Origin of the sequence: Pseudaquabacterium rugosum (genome assembly GCF_038066575.1) — a bacterium.
GTDB classification, from domain to species: Bacteria; Pseudomonadota; Gammaproteobacteria; order Burkholderiales; family Burkholderiaceae_C; genus Pseudaquabacterium; species Pseudaquabacterium rugosum.
In genome coordinates this window covers 118820-135675 of record NZ_JBBUTF010000002.1, presented here as the reverse complement: position 1 = coordinate 135675, position 16856 = coordinate 118820, and the positions used below count along the sequence as shown (strand labels likewise).

The window sequence follows — 16856 nt, the reverse complement described above, 5'->3', positions numbered from 1 at the left end:
TCGCTGCCCGCCCCCTCCGACACCACGGCATGCCGCGGCCCGCCATGCAGCGGCCCCGACCGGACGTCGCACCTTCTGGCGACACCCGGCCGTGGCGGCGGGCGGGAGGGGATCGGACCGGCCGGGCTGCAATCAGCCCCAGGCAGCGATCAGTGGGCGGAGCATATCACGCGGCGCACTAGATCTAGCGCCGCCCCCATCATTCAGACACTAGGGCTAGTGTCCAGGTCTCCCGACAACGGCGCCACCGCCAGGCCGGCCGGGAAGCCCGGCCAGGCCGCCAAGGCAGCCCAGTCGAACCCCGCACCGGGGTCGGCCTTGCGCCCCGGCGCGACGTGCTCATGGCCGACGATCTCGGCAAGCGCCGGATGCCGATCGACCAGCGCACGCAGCAGCACAGCGGTGGCCGCGTACTGGGCCGGCTCGAAGCGCTCGCCCTCCAGGCCCTCGAGTTCGATGCCCACCGACCAGTCGTTGCAGTTGTCCCGCCCACGCCAGGCGGACCGTCCGGCATGCCATGCCCGGCGGCCGGTATCGACGAACTGCAGCACCCGGCCATCGCGCCGGACCAGGAAATGCGCCGAGACCTCGAGCCCCCGCAGACGGTCGAAATAAGGGTGCGCGTCACCGTCCAGCGTGTTGCAGAACAACTGCGCGATCTCCGGCCCGCCGTACTGCCCCGGCGGCAGGCTGATCGAGTGCAGCACCACCAGCGATGGCTCGACACCGGCCGGGCGCGGCCCATGGTTCGGCGACGGGCAGGCCTGCGCGACGGACCACCAGCCCGCCTGCCAGCCGATCACGCGCCGCCTCCGGCCGCCTCGCCGCCGGCATCCCCGACCGCGATGCCCAGCCGCGCCATCCGGTAGCGGATCTGGCGCAGCGACAGCCCGAGGCTGACGCCGGCCGCAGTGCGGTTGTTGCGATGCAGCTCGAGCGCGCGGACCAGGATGGCCCGCTCGACTGCATCCAGATGGGCGACCAGATCGACCGGCAGCGCCACCGCCGCCTCGTCGCCTTCCGCGACCGCGCCCTGCCCGGCCGCAGCGGTGACGTCGCCGGCCGCAGGGCCGGACGGCGGCGACCAGACGGTGCCGTCATCGATGCCGTCGACACCGTCGTCCACCCCCGCGTCAAGTCCGTCCAGGCCCAGGTCGACCGCTTCGAGCACGTCGTGCCGGGCCATCGCCACCGCGCGGTGCAGCAGGTTCTCCAGCTCGCGGACATTGCCGGGAAAGGCATGGCCCGACAGCGCGGACAAGGCATCGGCCGACAGCCGTGGCGGCGGGCTGACGCCCGCATCGCGCGCGATGCCCACCAGGACGGCCTCGCACAGGGCCGGCAGGTCGTCCATGCGCTCGCGCAGCGGCGGCAGGCGCAGCTGGATGACGTTCAGGCGGTAGAACAGGTCCTGGCGGAAACGGCCGGCCTGCACCTCCTGCGCGAGGTCCTTGTGGGTGGCGCTGACGATGCGCACGTTGACCGCCGTCTCGCTGACCGAGCCGAGCGGCCGCACGGAGCGCTCCTGGATCGCGCGCAGCAGCTTGCTCTGCATCAGCAGCGGCAGGTCGCCGATCTCGTCGAGGAACAGCGTGCCGCCCTGGGCCGCCTGGAAGAACCCCTGGCGGTCCTCCTGCGCCCCCGTGAAGGCCCCCTTGCGATAACCGAAGAACTCAGCCTCCAGCAGCTGCTCGGGAATCGCCCCGCAGTTGACGGCGACGAAGGGCTGGGCGTGGCGCGGACTGACGCCATGGATCGCGCGCGCGACCAGCTCCTTGCCGGTGCCCGATTCGCCGTTGACCATCACCGGCGCCATGCCGCGAGCCACACGCTCGATCAACGTGCGCAGCTGCTGCATCGCGAGGCTGCCACCGACCAGACGCCGCAGCGCGTCGGCGGGCTGCGGCGTGCGCGCCAGCGGTGCGGTGCGCGCGGAGTCGGGCAGGCCCCGCCCGCGGGCGGGAGCGGGCGGCGGCACGGCCACGATGGCCGGCGCACGCCCCAGGGCCGAGGCCACGACGGAGCGGAACTGGCGCAGGTCGACCGGCTTGGTCAGGTAGTCGAAGGCGCCGGACTTCAGCGCCTCGACCGCGTTCTCAGCCGAGCCGTAGGCGGTGATGACGATGGTGCGCTCCGGGCGCCCGCCGGACTCCAGCCGCTGCAGCAGGTCGAGCCCGCTGCCGTCGGGCAACCGGATGTCGGTGATCACGAGCTGGAAGACGTGCTCCTGCAGCAAGGCCTCCGCCTCGGACAGCGTGCCCGCGCTGTCGACGACATAGCCCTCGCGCAGCAGCGTCAGTTCGTAGAGGGTGCGCAGATCGGGCTCGTCATCGACGACCAGCAGGCGCGGAGATGCGGCAGGGGTATTCATCGGCGGGCGGAGCGCGGGGCTTCGGTCGGCGACCGGGCCGCGGCCGGCGACGGGTCGGTCGGCGCATCGTCGGGCGGCTGCCGCAGCACGATGCGGAACAGGTTCGGATGGCGGCTGGCGACGGTCGCCGGCAGATAGTCGATGGTCGCGCCGTGGCGCGCACACAGCTCGCGGCAAATGTACAGGCCCAGTCCGGTGCCGCGGCTGCGGGTCGAGAAGAAGGGCTCGAACAGATGGCGCTCGGTGTCGGCGTCGATGCGTTCGCCATCGCTGGCCACGCTGAGCGCCAGACGCCGACGTTGAGGATGCAGCCGCAGCTGCACCTGCACGGCCGCCGGGTCCTGGCTGGCATGCCGGCCGGCGTTGTCCAGCAGGTTGACCAGCACGCGGCGCAGGTGCTCGGCATCGAACAGGGCGGTCAGCGCCGCGTCCGCGGACGGCATCTGCAGCGACAGCCGCTGGCGCGCCCGGGCCGGGTCATCGGCGGCCTGGCACCACTCCTCGCACCACAGGGGCAGCAGCCGGCCCAGGTCGATGGCCGAGGGCGGCTGCAGCGGCAGGCTGGCCGTGGTCAGCACGTCGTCGACGATGCGGCGCAGGCGCTGCGCGTTGTCGGCGACGATGCGGGCCAGGCGCTGGGGCGTGCCCACCAGCAGCTCGTCTTCCAGCAACAGCGCATTGGCCTGGGAGATGGCCGCCAGCGGGTTGCGGATCTCGTGCGCGATACCCGCCGACATGCGGCCCATCGCCGCCAGCTTGTCCTGGCGCGCACGCGCCTGCACCGCCCGTGCGTCCTCCAGGAAGATCACGCCGATCTCCTGGGCCACCGCGCCATCGGAGGCCAGCCCGACGCGGCGCGTGAACCGCGCCCGGAGCACCAGCGTGCGCGGGCTTCCGTCCGGCAGCAGCACGGCCAGCTCCCGCGCCGACTCGGGCCAGTGGCCTGCGGCGAAGGCCTGGCCGAGCACCACCTGCAGCCCGCGCAGCGGGGCCTGGGCCGACATGGGCTGCAGCAGGGCCTGCGCCGAGACCAGGCCGAGCAGGCGCTCGGCGGCCGGATTGATCGCCCGCAGCACGCCCTGGCGATCGACCACCAGCACGCCCTCGCTCATCTCCTCGATGACGACCTGGTTGAGGAGCGTCTGCTGCCGCGCCAGCGCCAGGTGCGACCGCGCGCTGGCCTCCTCGCCGGCCAGCCGCTGCGCGAGCTCGCTGGCCAGCAGGGCGATCGCGAAGAAGCCGGCGCCCGCCAGACCGGCCTGGCTCAGCGACGCCATCGTGTTGGCCTGCAGGCCGCCGACGGAGAGCACCGACCCGAGCAGCAGCAGGACCACCAGCGCGGCCACCCCCAGCGCCAGCCGGCGCGGCATCAGCACGCCCGCCATCAACGTGGGCAGCACCAGCAGCGCCGCATAGTTCAGCTGATCGGACGGCTCCAGCAGCCGCAGCAACGAGAACACCAGCAGATCGACGCCGACGGTGGCCAGCCAGTGGCGGGCAGGCGACGCCGGCGCGGCCGGTCCACGCAACTGCGGCCACACCGACAGCAGCACCGCCTGCACCGCGTAGACCGCCGACAGCGCCACGACCGGCCAGGCGATGCGCGTACCGGCCAGCAACAACATGATCGGCGCGGCCAGCAGGCCCAGCCCGAGTGCCGCGCGGGCGATCACGTAGGTGCGCAGGACCCGCGGCAAGGCGGCACCGGCCAGACCGGCACTGCCGGCAGGCGCCACCTCGGCGCCCGCGACACCCAGCGCCGGCCCGGCCGGACTGACCGTGTCGCCCCAGAGGCTGAAGCCGGAATCCCCGGGCGCCAGGGCGGCGGCCGGATCAGGCGTCCAGCCGACCGCAGCCGGCGGCAGGGCCGACTTCACGCCCCCTCCGGCGGCCGCGGCCCGAGCGCCCGGTGCGCCGGGCCGCAATAGAGCGCGGCGCCCGCCTGCACGGCCTCACCCCGCGGCAGCAACAGCCCGCAGTGTGCACAGGCGACCATGGTGCGGGCCGCGGCATCGGGGCGCGGCGGAGACGGACGGGGCGCATCGGCCCCTGCATCCGCCCGCCGACGGCCCAGCCACCAGAAGACCAGCACGACGACGAGCAGCAGGATCAGGTACTTCAAGGCCATGACGAGAAAGCAGGCAGGAGGCACGGCCCGCACCCGGGCCGGTCGCGGCAGGCCGGAGAACGGACGACCGACCGATCGGACGCGCTCAGACCGGTGCGCCGCGCCCCAGCAGCACCTCGAGCACGAAGCGCGAGCCGACATAGGCCAGCAGCAGCAGCACGGCGCCGACATAGAGCCAGCGCGTGGCGCGCCGCCCGCGCCAGCCACGGCCGTGACGGCCGATCAGCAGCGCGGCGTAGACCGCCCAGCCGAGGCAGGAGAACACGGTCTTGTGGTCCCAGCGCCACTGCGCGGCCGTCGCCCAGCCCAGCAGCAGCGCCAGCGTCAGCGCGGCGAAGCCGGCCTCGACGAAGCGGAAGGTCAGGCGTTCGAGCCGCAGCAGCGGCAGCCCCATCGGACCGGCGCCACCGGCCGTGCCCTGCGGCGTCGCCCGCTGCAACTGCGGGCCATGGCGCCGCAGGCGGCGCTCGGCCGCATCCAGCATCGACGCATGCAGCACGGCCGCGCCGAACAGCGCATAGGCGCCCACCCCCAGCACCCAGTGCCAGGACGACCAGGCCGAGGCCAGCACCCGCGGCTCGCCCGGAAAGGCCCAGGCCAGCAGCACCGAGACGGCCGCCGCCGCCGCCAGCACCCGGCGCACGGCCGGCAGCGGCAGCAGACGGCTCTCGACGGTGTGCACGGCCAGCACCAGCCAGACCGTCAGCGAGGTGACCGGCCCGAAACCCAGGCGGGCGCCGGCCTCGGCCCGGCCCCAGCCGCCGATGTCCAGCACCAGCAGCAGCGCGTGCAGCAACCAGCCGCCGATCAGCGCGGGGCCGCGCAGCCGCTGCGCGGCGTCGCCCGGCCACAGGGCCAGACCGTAGGCACAGGCGGCCGCCAGCGCCAGGGGCAGCGCCGCCGCACCCAGGGTCGGCTCGGAGCTCAACGGTAGAATCATCGTGCCCAGTGTACGCAGGCGGGACGCCTGCGCGACAGCCTCCGGCTCCCGGCCGGACCCTCCGGCGACCGCCCGGCCGCCGCGCCCCGGCCACCCCTCCCCCTCGATCCGCCCCACGATGGCCTCCACGCTGACCGACCGCCTGTCCCACCTCGTCAAGACGATGCGCGGGCAGGCCCGCATCACCGAGAGCAACGTCGCCGACATGCTGCGCGAGGTGCGCATGGCGCTGCTGGAGGCCGACGTGGCCTTGCCGGTGGTGCGCGACTTCATCGCCCGGGTCAAGGACAAGGCGCTGGGCCACGAGGTCGTCGGCTCGCTGAACCCGGGCCAGGCCCTGGTCGGCATCGTGCACAAGGAACTCGCCGCCACCATGGGCGAGGGCGTGGCCGACCTGAACCTGGCCACCCAGCCGCCGGCCATCATCCTGATGGCGGGCCTGCAGGGCGCCGGCAAGACCACCACCACCGCCAAGCTGGCCAAGCACCTGATCGAGCGCCGCAAGAAGAAGGTGCTGACCGTCTCGGCCGACGTCTACCGCCCGGCCGCGATCAAGCAGCTGGAGACGGTGACGAAGCAGGCCGGCGCCGAGTGGTTCCCGTCGACGCCCGAGCAGAAGCCGCTGGACATCGCCCGCGCCGCGATCGACCACGCCCGCCGCCACTACTTCGACGCGCTGCTGGTCGACACCGCCGGCCGGCTGGCGATCGACGAAGCGCTGATGGCCGAGATCCGCGACCTGCACGCGGCGCTGAACCCGGTCGAGACGCTGTTCGTCGTCGATGCCATGCAGGGCCAGGACGCGGTCAACACCGCCAAGGCCTTCAAGGCGGCCCTGCCACTGACCGGCATCGTGCTGACCAAGATGGACGGCGATTCGCGCGGCGGCGCCGCGTTGTCGGTGCGGCAGATCACCGGCGCGCCGATCAAGTTCGCCGGCGTGTCCGAGAAGATCGACGGCCTGGAGGTCTTCGACGCCGACCGCCACGCCGGCCGCGTGCTGGGCATGGGCGACATCGTGGCCCTGGTCGAGGAGGTCACCAAGGGCGTGGACCTGGCCGCCGCCCAGAAGCTGGCCGAGAAGGTCAAGTCGGGTGACGGCTTCGACCTCAACGACTTCCTGGCCCAGATCAGCCAGATGAAGAAGATGGGCGGCCTCTCCAGCCTGATGGACAAGCTGCCCACGCAGCTGGCGGCCAAGGCCGGTCAGGCCGACATGGACAAGGCCGAGAAGGACATGAAGCGCATGGAGGGCATCCTCAACGCGATGACCGCCAAGGAGCGCGCCCACCCGGCCCTGCTGATGGACGGCAAGACCAAGGCCAGCCGCAAGCGCCGCATCGCCGCCGGCGCTGGCGTGCAGATCCAGGAAGTCAACCGCCTGCTCAACCAGTTCGACCAGATGCAGGGGATGATGAAGAAGATGAAGGGCGGCGGCCTGATGAAGATGATGAAGCGCATGGGCGGCATGAAGGGCCTCAAGGGCATGATGCCGCCGGGCTTCCCGGGCGCCTGAGCCTGAGCCTGGGCGGCGGGGGCCTCCCCCGCCGTCACGACCGGATCACTCCAGCAGCGCCTGCGCGAACTCGCGCGCGCTGAAGGTCTGCAGATCCTCCAGCTTCTCGCCGACACCGATGAAGTAGACCGGCACCGCACCGGCCGCACGCTCGCGCGCCCACAGCGCGATGGCCGCCAGCACGCCGCCCTTGGCGGTGCCGTCGAGCTTGGTCACGATCAGGCCGGTCAATCCCAGCGCCTCGTCGAAGGACTTGACCTGGGCCAGCGCGTTCTGCCCGGTATTGCCATCGACCACCAGCAGCACCTCGTGCGGCGCCGAGCCGTCGGCCTTGGCGATCACGCGCTTGATCTTCTTGAGCTCCTCCATCAGGTGGAGCTGGGTCGGCAGCCGGCCGGCGGTGTCGGCGATCACCACGTCGCGGCCGCGGGCCTTGGCAGCGGTCACCGCGTCGAAGGTGACGGCGGCCGGATCGGCGCCTTCCTGGCTGACGATCTCGACCTTGTTGCGGTCGGCCCAGATGCCCAGTTGCTCACGCGCCGCGGCGCGGAAGGTGTCGGCGGCGGCCAGCAGCACGCGCTGGTCGGCATCGGCCAGGTGCTTGGTCAGCTTGCCGATGCTGGTGGTCTTGCCGGCACCGTTGACGCCGACGACCATCATCACGGTCGGCTCGTGGCGGCCGATCTCCAGCCCGCGTTCGAGCGGCCGCAACAGCTCGGCCAGCGCATCGGCCAGCAGGCCCCGCACGGCTGCTGGCTCGGTGGCCTTGCTGTCCTTGACGCGGCGCTTGAGGTCGGCCAACAGGTGCTCGGAGGCCTTGACGCCGGCATCGGCCATCAGCAGCGCCGCTTCGAGCTCCTCGTACAGCGCATCATCGATGCGCGTGCCGGTGAAGACCTGGGCGATGCTGGAGCCGGTCTTGCGCAGGCCGTTCTTCAGCCGGTCGAGCCAGCCGGCGCGCGCCGGGGCGGGCGCGGGCGCCGGTGAGGGCTGGGGCACGGCGACCACGGGGGCGACCGCTGGGGCGATCACCGCGGGCACGGAAGGCGGTGCCGGCGGCACATGCGCAGGGGCAAGCGGTGGCGCGGCACCCGCCGACGGCGTCGCGGCGGACACAGGCGCCGGCATGGCGCCGCGGCCGGCGGCCGGCGCGCCCACAGCCGGAGCGGGGGCGGCCACCGGCGGCGACGCAACGGGCGTGGCCGGCAGCGCGGGCGGCACGGCCGGCGGGGTGGCAGGCGCGGCCGGCGCCGGCGGCACGGCGCCCTCGGGGGCCTGCTCGGCGGTCTTGGCCCCGCCGGTCAGGCGCTGCCACCAGGACGCGGGCGCCGGCGCGGCGGCCGACGGCTCGGCCGCAGGTGCCGCGACGGGGGCAGGAACGGCGCCCGGCGCGGGCGCATCGGGCGGCGCCGACTTCTTCTTGAAGAAACTGAACATGGCGTGAGGTGGGGGCCACGGCGACCCGGGCCCCGGACGAGCACCCGGATCGGGCGCCTGGAAAACGGAACGTGCGGGTGGCGCGCCCCGCGTACAGACGCGATGCGGCCCAGTCTCCGGCACGCCCCGATTGTCGGCGGATTGACCGCGAGGTCGACCGCACGCAAAAAAACGCTTTACAAGCCAAATCTCCATGCTATAGTTCAAGGCTTGATGGCGCTTTAGCTCAGCCGGTTAGAGCGACGGAATCATAATCCGCAGGTCCGGGGTTCGAATCCCTGAAGCGCCACCATTCCCATTTCAGGGTGATGTCAACAGGAAAAGTCCTTGTCTGACAGTAACTTAGCCGAGAGTAGCCACTGACGTTGGCACCACTCTTGGAACCAGGGATGGAACCACCTTGGCACCACCCGCAAGGCCCCGCAGCTTCACCGCCCGGGGCCTTTCGCTTTCCTGCTCCGGATGCCTGCAGGACGGGCCGGGGGGCCGGCACTGGGTCGCCCTTCCGGGGGGATCTGCAGGGGTCCCCTAGGTTCGCCCTTCCGGGGGAGGCCTGAGCAAAAAATCAGGACAGGACAGTCCGACCCTTCCGCCATCCCACAATGCGGGATGACTCCAGCGAATGAGGACAGGTCCCGCCTCCTGTGCGGTCCTCCCCTTGCGGCAGCTCTAGGGGTCCCCTAGACCGGTCCCCTTCGCTGGCGGCGCGCTGTCCGCTGTCCGCTGTCGCTGGTCACTGCCGCTGTCCGCTGTCGCTGCTGTGCCATCCCCCGGCCCTTGCGCTAGGAACCTCCGGAAGGGCATCCCGCCACCCATGCCAGGACCAGCCCCTGAACGGCGCTCCTGCGGCCTCCTGAGGGCCTTCCTGCGGGTGTGCCTTCAGCGGCCTGCGGGGATGTCCCAGGCCAGACGGACGGGGGGCTTGCCCTGACAGACAGGCGCACGGCCACGGGCCAGCCTTGAGCGGGGAGCGGTCCGGTAAACCCATGGACTCCATTGATTTGACCTCCCGTCCTTGCGGAGAGCCGGGAGGACATCCTTCACCACCCAGTCCTGGAAGGGCCGGGCGGCGGGCTTGTTGGAGCGCATCGTCAGGCGGTAGAGGCCTGCCTCATTGAGGATGAGCGGGGGCCTTCCGCGCATTTCCTTCACCTTGAAGGATTCCACCTCGTCGGGGGCCATGCCCCGGCGGATGTTGTTCGTGTCCGCGATTCCCAGGGCGTTACAGACGTCCTTTGCGAGGAACCACGGGGCGCCGTCGATGGTGACTGCGCGGAGTTGAGAGCCGAGGGGGGATTGGAAGACGGACCTGAAGGACCGCCCCGCAGGCCTCACGCCCGCATCAGTCCGGGGCGCCCGCAGGCTGGCCCTTCAGGTGCTGGCTCACGTACCGCTTCACCGTGGCAGTGCCGATGCCGAACTTGTCAGCGGTGGCCTGAATGCTGGCCCGTTGAGCGGCCCTCCAGGCGACCACCTCCGCAGGATCCACGGTCCCGCCAGCCACTCGACCACGGACACGGCCCAGGCTTGCGGCCCCCTTGTGCGTCTTGCCGGTGGCCTGCAGGCTGGCCTTAGCCACAGCCCGGCCCGCTGCGGTGCGCTCGGTGATGCGGCGGCGCTCCATCGCTGCGACCTGCGCCAGGACGGCCAGGATCAGAGGACCAGCCTCCGAACCGAGGTCACCCAGTCCACGGACCACCACCCGCACGCCCTTGGTCTGCAGGTCCTGCACGGTGGCTTGCACGTCGATGGCATCCCGTCCCAGGCGGTCCACAGCGTAGACGTGGACGGTGTCGCCCTCCCGGACGAACTGCAGCAGCGCCCTGAAGCCGGGCCGCTGGCTGGCCTGTACGGCCCCGCTCACGCCCTCGTCCGAGAACTCACGGTCGAAGCGCTGAGCCCCCGGGGGGAGCAAGGCGGCGCGCTGCGATTCGGTGGACTGGTCAGCGGTGGAGACACGGAAGTACGCGATGTGAGCCATGGCCTGCAGAAGGGATCAGATGGTAGGAGCCCATTGTGATCCGGGCTCACATGGTCAGTCAACTATCTTGTGATCCGTCTGGGAGGTCTCCGGGAGGGTGGCCCGCAAGGTACAACTTCTGATCCCGCGGGGTGGATGCTCAGGCCGTCACCTCCCGGGGCCTGCGGGCTTCACTGAAGACCCGGACCCAGACGCCCAGGGCGTAGACGTTCAGGCACTGGTCACCGGGCTTGCCGTCGCCTTCGTCGGTCCAGGCATCCAACACCCACCAGGACAGGCCGCCCAGCGGGGAAGCGTAGACCGCCGGGACCGATGCCCCTTCAGGAAGCCCCAGCTCCTCCGCCTCCTCATCCGTGAGCGGGACCCGGGTGATGTCCCGGTGCAGACCAACGGCCCAGGCCAGGGCATCGGCAAGGCGGGTCATCAGGCGCAGGGTGAGCGGGTCGCGGGTGTCGGTGCTGGCGCTGGTGCTGCTGTCGTGGTCGCTGGTGCTGTGGTCGCTGGTCATGTTGCGGGGGCTCCCTTGAGGACCGCCGGAAGGTGGCGGCAGGGGCCGGACTGTGCCCGCCAGGACCAGGGCTGACCACCTCCCGCCGATGGGATGGTGCGGGCTGGACTGTGGTCCAATCCTTCCACGCATGAAACCCGTTATCCCTGCCTGTGGACGGTCGCTTGACCGGGACGCTAGAGGCTAGGGGACCCCCTGAGAAAGGCTCCAGGTCCAGGGGTCCCCTACAGCACCACCGCAGGGGATGGCATGGACCACAGCTCACGCACCACGCCCAGCGAAGGGCCAGCCTGCAGGGCTGCAGCAGGACACCCGCAAGGCAGCAGCAGGGCCAGCCGGCAGGGGCCCAGCCTCCAGGCTGCCAGGGCTGTCCTACCGCTGCCGCTCTCGCTGTGCTGGTGCTGGTGCTGGTCTTGCCGCTGTGCTGGTGCTGGCCGCTGACCTCCCGTCCTGCAGGCCAGCCGGCCGGGCCGCCCTCGGGGGCTACCGTTGCAGCCTGCCGCGGTGCTGTAGGAGGCGGGGAGGGGGTACGGGGGGATAAGCGCAGGCCGGGCGCATCCGATGCCCTCTCCCAAATTTTCCCCACAGATTCCGGGGGAGGGAGACCAGCGGGGGACCCCTTCCGGGTGCAGCCTTCCGGGGGGCTGTCCGGTGTCCTGCAGGATGCCCTTCAGGAAGGACCAGGACAACGGGACCAATGACCAGGACCAGGACCACAGGCTCAGGCGCTCCAGGACCAGCAGTGACAGGACACCTGAAGGACATCCTGCAGGACTCCCTTCCTTGGTGTGGTCTGTGTCCTGGACTCCGGTCATGGTCTGTCCTCGCGCATGTGCTCCTTAAAGGGAACCTTAGAGGGGAGGGGAATCTTCCGGGCTAGGCTGTCGGTTTAGAGGCGATTCCGGCTCCAAGTCCTTGTCAGCAAACGGGTTCCTCCTCCCGTGTGGTCAGCCGCTCCGGACCGCCGGGCAGGCGCCCCTTCCCGGGCCTGCGGGTGGGCCTGCAAGGGGTCCCCTTCTATGTGGGCCGTTAAGGGGCCGAGCGTGCGACTCCTGCGCTAGGAGCCTCCGGAAGGGCGCCCCGCTAGCCAAGCCCTACCCGACCCCTGAACGGCGCTCCTGCGGCCTTCTAGGCCCCTTCCCGGGGATCCTCCTCCGAAGACACCGCCAGCAGAAGGGCACGCTCCACCGCTTCAGGGTAGCGAAGACCGGCCACGATGCCTTGCAGCTTCTTGATGCCCGCGCCGCCGCTGTAGGTCTTCCGGTCCGTCACCTCCTGCGGGAGTGCGTCGGGCGCCTCCAGGAAGGACAGCAGCTCACGCACTGCGAGCGCGTAGGCCTGCCGGTACTGCTCGGTAACACTGGCGTCCCGCTGCAAGGCCTCCAGGCCCTCCAGCAGGGTCGGCACGGCCGGGGCCTTCAGCTTGCGCAGGGCCAGGGCCGCCGCTCGCCCGCCCTCCTCCCGCTGCACCCGCGCCAGGACATCCTCCGCTTGGTCGTGAAGGGCCATCGCCACGGACTGCAGGTTGTCGGCCTCCTCATCGGTGGCGGCGGCGGCGCGCTCCTGCTCGGCCTGCACCTCCGCCAGGGCGGCGCGCACCTGAGAGACCAGGGCTTGCGCAGGGCGCGGGGTCGGAAGCTGGGCCCGGCCCTCCAGGCGCCGGAACTCCGCCCGCCACTTCGCCTCATGGGGCACCTTCAGGCGCAAGGCCTCCGCCCGGTTGTGCGTGCCCAGTGACACGACAACATGACTGCGGGACTTGCCGGCCTCCTCCGCGGGGAAGTGCTGGCGAAGGGCAACCGGGATGCCTAGCTTGAAGTGCCACAGGCCCGTGCGATTGGCCCACAGGTGGGACGGCGTTTTCTTGAAGACCATGGGGTCATGATAGCGAGCTTGGAACCACCCTTGGAACCACCTGAAGGACGAACCGTCCCTGCTATACTGGCGTTCCCTGTGCGCGGGCTCGCCGGGGATTAGTCTCCCTGAAGCGCCACCAAAATCTAAAAAAGCCTCGCCAGTCAAAGACTTGCGAGGCTTTTTTTCTTGGCCGGGTATCCACCTTGGGTATCCACTTTGTCCGCCAAGCCCTCCCGCCTGACCAAGAACAGACACGGCACCTACTGCCTCAGGTGGATCGTGCCTGCCGGCATGCGCGCGGACGGCTCGCCACGCGAGATCCGCTTCTCGCTGCGCACGACCGACCCGTCCACCGCACGTATCCTGGCCCTCGAGTTCAACTTGGCGCTCGAGCGCGTGCGTGCGATGACACGAGAAAAACACCCCCACGCCGGCGTCACGCCGCTGACGGTCACCATCGGCGAGACGAAGTGGGACATCCGGGACGACAACGACCGCCGACTGTTCGACCAGCTGATGCGCGACAACCCCGACATCCGGCAGGCCCTGCTGCAGTCCGTGCGCTCCGGCGTCGCGCCTGCCGAAGCCATGGCCGCGCTGGTGCAGCAGGTCAAGACGGCCACGACGGCGGTTACGGCCGTCGCCAACCCGATGCTGCTGAAAACCGCCATCGACCTCTATGAACAGTCGCGCGGCACGCTGGACAGCAACCGCCGCAGCACCGCCGGCGAAAAGCGCAGGACCATGGACCTGCTGCAAGCCTACCTGGTGGCCAACGGCCGGCCGGCCGACACCACCCATGTGCACGACCTGCGCCGCGACGAACTGATCGGTTTCGTGTCCGACTACGCCCAGCGGCCGGCCAAGGCGGGCAACGACGGCGAAGCATCGAAGCCGAAGGGCCGCGCGAGCGAAAGCGCCGAGACGCTGTCCGCGCGCACGATCCTGAAGGCCATCAGTCATCTCGACAATTTCTACACCTTCGCGCTCGGCAGGAACTGGGTGGCCGCCAGCCCGCTGGACAACGCCTTCCACGAATCGACGGCGGGTCTGCGCAAGAAGGCCGCCAGCGCCAAGCGCAACAACGGCTACGAAGGCTTCAGCGACGCCGAGCTGCGCTTGATCTTCGACCCCGTCCGCTACCTTGGCAACCTTCGTGCGGCCGATGACTTCTGGTCGCCGCTGATCGCGGCCTATCTGGGGGTGCGGCTGGCAGAAGTGGTGACGCGCAAGGCCTCTGACATCCAGTTCGACGCGGAACAAGGCGTGCACGTGCTGGCCATCAAGGGTGGCAAGAACAACAACGCCATCCGCCGTGTGCCCATCCCGCAAGCGCTGATCGACCTGGGCCTGATCGCCTACGCCGACCATGTGAAGGCGCTGGGCGCCACCGCGCTGTTCCCGCACCGCGAGCTCAACGACACCCGGCGCGACGATCCGTCGAAGCACGTCAGCCGCGTCTTCGGCGCGCACCTCGACGATGTCGGCATCAGCTCACCAGACAAAGTTTTTCACTCGTTCCGACACACGGTCATCACCCGACTGCATGTGCATGGCACCCCCGTGGGCGATGCCGAGCTGATCGTCGGCCATGCCGCCCAGGACGTCCACATGCGCCTGAGCAACGCCTCCGGCAGCTTCGGCGGCAAGTCGTCGACCCACCTGAAGACCTACGTCAACGCGGCGGGCTATGGCCAGGAATCGCTGTACCAGCGCCTGAAGGCCCACCTCGAAAGCAGCTTGCACTACCCGCTCGACGTCGCCCGGTTGAAGGAGGCCGCACAGATCGTTCAGGAGCTGACCATCAAGAAACCGGATGGCAGCTTCTCGTCCGGCTGGCACACCAACAACCGGGTGCTCGCGAAAGAGATGCTGGCCAGGGTCGCCGCAGTTCCGAGCCAGGCGCCTGATCGTCCGACCAGCCCGGCCGCGCTGCCCGCTGCGGGCTGAACGCCGCATTTCAAGCCCAACGAAGCCGTCGCATTTCAACGCCAGCGCAGCACCGCATTAACGACCAGAGGAAGACCCAGAAATGCGACCCGACCAGCCCACCCAAACGCAGGCGACCCAAAGCTTCTACCTGCGCATCGTGGCGCGGCTTGAACGCCATGCCACGCGGCTGGTCGAGACTGGCGAGATGGCGGTGATCGACGACAGGAATGTGCGCATTGCCATCGCCTACCGCGACCTGGAGCCCACGATCACGGCGGCCTCGGCCAGGTTGTACCGGGCGGCCGTGCGCCACGCCATCACACACGAACCCGGCATCCGGGACTGGGATGCAGAGGCCCTCATCGACCCGGAGCCGTGTGCGGCTGAGTCCGCCCGGCTGGACGAGCTGGCCCAGCAGCGCAAGGTGAACCTGGTCACGCTGCGAGGTGCCCAGCAGAAGGCGAAGTGGCTGCCGATGGCGGAGTGGGCACGGCTGACCGCGGCGCTGGAAGCCTCCCACAACCCGTGGGCCCGGGCTGCCCAGCAGTGGATCGTCGCCACCCTGATCGCCGGCCTGCGGCCCTGTGAGTGGCGCCGGGCCAAGGTGGTCGGCACCTCGCTCGTCGTGGTGAACGCCAAGGCGACCAATGGCCGGTCGCATTCCGAAACCCGGACCATCGGCCTGGCCCGGTGCGTCAAGGAAGACCGAGCCCTGGTGGCATCCTTCGCCGCCTGGGTGAGCCAGCTCGATGACCAGGGCTACAAGGCCGCCTACGACGGCGTGCGTGACCTCATCCGCCTGACGGCACGCACCACGTTCCCTGGCCGTGATCGTCACCCATCGCTCTACACCGCCCGCCACAGCTTCGCCGCACGTGCCAAGGCAACCCACAGCCGTGAAGGCGTGGCCGCGCTCATGGGGCATGCCAGCACGCTGACCGCCGGCCGGAACTACGCCCACTCCCGCCACGCCCGAGGCGGCCGGCCGCTGGATGCCGAACCGTCACCGGCCGACATCGCCGCCGTGCTGCGTGCACGCGACGCAAATCGCCTTCTCCCCGGCCTGAAGGACGCCCCATGACCCACCGCCTTCGCGCCGTCCCAGACGCCGAGATGCGACCACCCAACAACAGTGGTGACATGGCGACACACCGCCACGTCATCACCGTGGTGCCACGGAGGAAGCCATGCTGACCATCGCAGTCTTCACGCAGAAGGGCGGGTCTGGAAAGTCCACCGTGTCGGTGCACCTCGCCGTCGCGGCGGGCGCGTCGATGAAGGTGCTGCTGATCGACGCCGACCCGCAAGCCACGGTCGCCAAGTGGGCGGCCGAACGCTCGCTACCGGCGCCGTTCGTCGCTCGGGCCGAGCCGTCTTCCATCGAACAGGTGCTGGCCGCCGGCCGGGCGGAGGGCTTTGACCTGGCGGTGATCGACTGCCCGCCCCATGTCGCTGCAGGTACTGCGGCCCTGCTCCGCGTTGCGGATCACATCTCGATTCCCTGCCAGCCGACGATGCCCGACATGTCGGCCACTGCACGGTCAGTCGCCCTGGCCCGTGCGACCGGCAAACCCTTCTCGTTCGTGCTCAACCGGGCGCCCGCGCGCGCACCAGAAGTGGCGCAGGCCGTCGAGGCTCTGAGCGCCGGCGGGCCGGTGTCGCCAGTGGTGATCGGCGACAGACGGGCCTACGCGCGGGCGCTGACCAACGGCCTGGCGGTCACGGAAGCGGGACGTGCCAGTTCAAAGGCCGCGCAGGAGATCAGCGGGTACTGGAACTGGTTGTACGACAAAGTCAGGAATGAACAATGGCAAATCCAGCAAGCAGCTTGAGCAAGTTCGCCGTCAAGCCGGCCGCGGAAGACAACACGCCCGCCGACAACAAGCTCAAGCAGACGCGATGCAAGAACAGGCGGGTCGGCATCGCCGTGCGCCTGAGCCCGGATGACTGGTACCGGGCCAGCGACCTGGCGTTGCGCGAGCAGACGTCGCTGCAGCGGCTGTTGGTGGCAGGCCTCAGCGAACTGCTGCGGCAGCGCGGGCTGCCCCCGCTCTCAGGCGACTGACGCTGCCGCTTGGTGACGTAATGACATGCCGCCACGCTGCCATGTCAGCAGCGCAGGCAGCGCGCTGCTTGCGCTCCGAGGGTCGGCGCGACAAATCGGCGACGACTGGGCAGACTGCCTG

General features: G+C 70.4%; 15 protein-coding genes and 1 tRNA gene. 6 read left to right on the top strand and 10 right to left on the bottom strand.

All coding sequences use genetic code 11. From position 1 onward, the window contains the following. Positions 1-203 precede the first annotated feature (203 nt). The 5 genes from ampD to AACH11_RS01200 form a co-directional block, all read right to left on the bottom strand. Complete coding sequence (gene ampD / locus AACH11_RS01220) at positions 204-803, bottom strand: 1,6-anhydro-N-acetylmuramyl-L-alanine amidase AmpD (protein ID WP_341372366.1); 600 nt, start codon at positions 801-803, stop codon at positions 204-206. Further along, positions 800-2371, bottom strand: coding sequence for a sigma-54-dependent transcriptional regulator (locus AACH11_RS01215; RefSeq protein ID WP_341372365.1), 1572 nt, complete (start codon positions 2369-2371; stop codon positions 800-802). The genes ampD and AACH11_RS01215 overlap by 4 nt, the downstream gene beginning before the upstream one ends. Then, positions 2368-4248, bottom strand: a complete 1881-nt coding sequence (locus tag AACH11_RS01210; RefSeq protein WP_341372364.1) for a sensor histidine kinase — start codon at positions 4246-4248, stop codon at positions 2368-2370. The genes AACH11_RS01215 and AACH11_RS01210 overlap by 4 nt, the downstream gene beginning before the upstream one ends. Beyond that, the gene (locus AACH11_RS01205; RefSeq protein ID WP_341372363.1) at positions 4245-4499 is read right to left on the bottom strand and encodes a PP0621 family protein; all 255 of its coding nucleotides are present in this window, start codon (positions 4497-4499) and stop codon (positions 4245-4247) included. The genes AACH11_RS01210 and AACH11_RS01205 overlap by 4 nt, the downstream gene beginning before the upstream one ends. 85 nt (positions 4500-4584) lie before the next feature. Then, complete coding sequence (locus AACH11_RS01200) at positions 4585-5439, bottom strand: cytochrome C assembly family protein (protein ID WP_341372362.1); 855 nt, start codon at positions 5437-5439, stop codon at positions 4585-4587. Positions 5440-5557: 118 nt separating this feature from the next. Between AACH11_RS01200 and ffh the strand changes: the two genes are divergently transcribed. Next, positions 5558-6955, top strand: a complete 1398-nt coding sequence (gene ffh, locus AACH11_RS01195; RefSeq protein WP_341372361.1) for a signal recognition particle protein — start codon at positions 5558-5560, stop codon at positions 6953-6955. A gap of 45 nt (positions 6956-7000) precedes the next feature. On the opposite strand, the gene ftsY is transcribed toward ffh, so the two are convergent. Next, positions 7001-8392 (bottom strand): signal recognition particle-docking protein FtsY, encoded by a 1392-nt coding sequence (ftsY, locus tag AACH11_RS01190; protein WP_341372360.1) that lies wholly within the window; start codon positions 8390-8392, stop codon positions 7001-7003. 215 nt (positions 8393-8607) lie between these two features. Between ftsY and AACH11_RS01185 the strand changes: the two genes are divergently transcribed. Continuing rightward, positions 8608-8684 (top strand) — tRNA-Met (locus AACH11_RS01185). Between the two features lie 587 nt (positions 8685-9271). Here AACH11_RS01185 and AACH11_RS24790 read toward each other — a convergent pair. The 4 genes from AACH11_RS24790 to AACH11_RS01170 all read right to left on the bottom strand — a co-directional run bounded on the left by AACH11_RS24790 (position 9272) and on the right by AACH11_RS01170 (position 12756). After that, complete coding sequence (locus AACH11_RS24790; RefSeq protein ID WP_423228671.1) at positions 9272-9727, bottom strand: BRO-N domain-containing protein; 456 nt, start codon at positions 9725-9727, stop codon at positions 9272-9274. A gap of 7 nt (positions 9728-9734) precedes the next feature. Beyond that, positions 9735-10373, bottom strand: a complete 639-nt coding sequence (locus AACH11_RS01180) for a recombinase family protein (protein WP_341372359.1) — start codon at positions 10371-10373, stop codon at positions 9735-9737. Between the two features lie 139 nt (positions 10374-10512). Continuing rightward, entirely contained in the window at positions 10513-10881 is a 369-nt protein-coding gene (locus tag AACH11_RS01175) for a hypothetical protein (protein ID WP_341372358.1), read from the bottom strand. A gap of 1128 nt (positions 10882-12009) precedes the next feature. Then, entirely contained in the window at positions 12010-12756 is a 747-nt protein-coding gene (locus AACH11_RS01170; RefSeq protein WP_341372357.1) for a DUF6538 domain-containing protein, read from the bottom strand. Between the two features lie 168 nt (positions 12757-12924). Here AACH11_RS01170 and AACH11_RS01165 point away from each other — a divergent pair, with 168 nt between their 5' ends. The 4 genes from AACH11_RS01165 to AACH11_RS01150 all read left to right on the top strand — a co-directional run bounded on the left by AACH11_RS01165 (position 12925) and on the right by AACH11_RS01150 (position 16735). Further along, a complete protein-coding gene (locus AACH11_RS01165) occupies positions 12925-14688 on the top strand; it encodes a tyrosine-type recombinase/integrase (protein ID WP_341372356.1) in 1764 nt (587 codons plus the stop codon). 82 nt (positions 14689-14770) lie between these two features. After that, on the top strand, positions 14771-15751 hold the full coding sequence (locus AACH11_RS01160) for a hypothetical protein (protein WP_341372355.1): 981 nt from the start codon (positions 14771-14773) through the stop codon (positions 15749-15751). A gap of 106 nt (positions 15752-15857) precedes the next feature. Then, positions 15858-16502: an AAA family ATPase gene (locus AACH11_RS01155; RefSeq protein ID WP_341372354.1), complete on the top strand. Its 645-nt coding sequence runs from the start codon at positions 15858-15860 to the stop codon at positions 16500-16502. After that, complete coding sequence (locus tag AACH11_RS01150; protein WP_341372353.1) at positions 16499-16735, top strand: hypothetical protein; 237 nt, start codon at positions 16499-16501, stop codon at positions 16733-16735. Before AACH11_RS01155 ends, AACH11_RS01150 begins: the two co-directional genes overlap by 4 nt. Positions 16736-16856 lie beyond the last annotated feature (121 nt).

What these genes read in the sequence shown, in the direction of transcription:
- AACH11_RS01215 (WP_341372365.1), bottom strand. Translation starts at nt 2,371, where the DNA reads ATGAATACCCCTGCCGCATCTCCGCGCCTGCTGGTCGTCGATGACGAG.
- AACH11_RS01205 (WP_341372363.1), bottom strand. Translation starts at nt 4,499, where the DNA reads ATGGCCTTGAAGTACCTGATCCTGCTGCTCGTCGTCGTGCTGGTCTTC.
- AACH11_RS01200 (WP_341372362.1), bottom strand. Translation starts at nt 5,439, where the DNA reads ATGATTCTACCGTTGAGCTCCGAGCCGACCCTGGGTGCGGCGGCGCTG.
- ffh (WP_341372361.1), top strand. Translation starts at nt 5,558, where the DNA reads ATGGCCTCCACGCTGACCGACCGCCTGTCCCACCTCGTCAAGACGATG.
- ftsY (WP_341372360.1), bottom strand. Translation starts at nt 8,392, where the DNA reads ATGTTCAGTTTCTTCAAGAAGAAGTCGGCGCCGCCCGATGCGCCCGCG.
- AACH11_RS01180 (WP_341372359.1), bottom strand. Translation starts at nt 10,373, where the DNA reads ATGGCTCACATCGCGTACTTCCGTGTCTCCACCGCTGACCAGTCCACC.
- AACH11_RS01175 (WP_341372358.1), bottom strand. Translation starts at nt 10,881, where the DNA reads ATGACCAGCGACCACAGCACCAGCGACCACGACAGCAGCACCAGCGCC.
- AACH11_RS01170 (WP_341372357.1), bottom strand. Translation starts at nt 12,756, where the DNA reads ATGGTCTTCAAGAAAACGCCGTCCCACCTGTGGGCCAATCGCACGGGC.
- AACH11_RS01160 (WP_341372355.1), top strand. Translation starts at nt 14,771, where the DNA reads ATGCGACCCGACCAGCCCACCCAAACGCAGGCGACCCAAAGCTTCTAC.
- AACH11_RS01155 (WP_341372354.1), top strand. Translation starts at nt 15,858, where the DNA reads ATGCTGACCATCGCAGTCTTCACGCAGAAGGGCGGGTCTGGAAAGTCC.